The following is an 888-nucleotide window of genomic DNA, read 5'->3' on the forward strand; positions in this document are numbered from 1 at the left end:
TAACTTTAAGCTAAGGGGCGCTAGCGCGTGGGCTAAAATCCGAACGAAGTGAGTCAGCCCGCGTGTTAGCGTCCCAGCGACCGAAGGGAGTGAACTTGAGCGCTTTGTTAGAAGCAGAGCCTGTTCCCTTGGCATTTTTAAAAACTACTAGAGCCAGCATACGATTGATTATTAACACAAACAAGTAAAACGACAGCGCGGTGATGTTATTGATTTGACTGAAGCAAGCCGCCCTTTGAGTTAACAAACGCAATGGCGCTTGCTGACGGTGAATAAGAACTTGGCGATAAAGCGCCTATTGCGCAACCTATGAAGTTGAAGCGGCGAAGTTAAAACCACCAAAAGTCAGAGCGATTTTTGAAGCAGCAGGTGAGGGCGGTTGAACTGTTATTTGTATTAAGCGAAACGCAGTTTAGGCTGACGCCTTCTAACACCCAACTTTGGGGCACAAATACGTAGGCTAAAATACGGAGCGAAGCGAAGAGAGCCTACGTGTTTGTGTCCCAGCGAACGCAGTGAGCGCCAACAGTTTTTTGTTAGTTCTCGTTGTCCTCTAAAACGAAATCAAGTTGTACCTTTAAGTCAGTTTGCCGTACTGCAATACCATCAACTACCTTGGGCTTATACTTCCATTTTGAAAGTGCTTTGACTGCTTCGCTATCAAATTTTCCAGATGGCGATGAATCTAAGATTTTTATGTTATCAGTAGTTCCGGATTCAGTTATGTCAAAAGACATGCGAACCCAGCCTTCAAGTGCCTCATTTGTTTCGTTATCTAAGTTTGTTGCAGCCTCACTACCAAAGCAATATGTTGAGACACTCACAGCAACTAAGGCTGTAATTAAAAAGAATAAGACTTCCTTTTTCATTAATCTTCCTCGAGAGAAC

The 888-nt window shown here is 43.9% G+C and carries 1 protein-coding gene; it reads right to left on the minus strand.

Annotated elements, in window-relative coordinates; genetic code table 11:
* Window positions 1–536: 536 nt before the first annotated feature.
* Window positions 537–888: energy transducer TonB (locus J8L84_RS20155; RefSeq protein WP_348771852.1), on the minus strand; the 352-nt coding region annotated here is incomplete at its 5' end.

Origin of the sequence: Alteromonas sp. MMG017 (assembly GCF_018100795.1) — a bacterium.
In the GTDB taxonomy this organism is placed as follows: Bacteria; Pseudomonadota; Gammaproteobacteria; order Enterobacterales; family Alteromonadaceae; genus Alteromonas.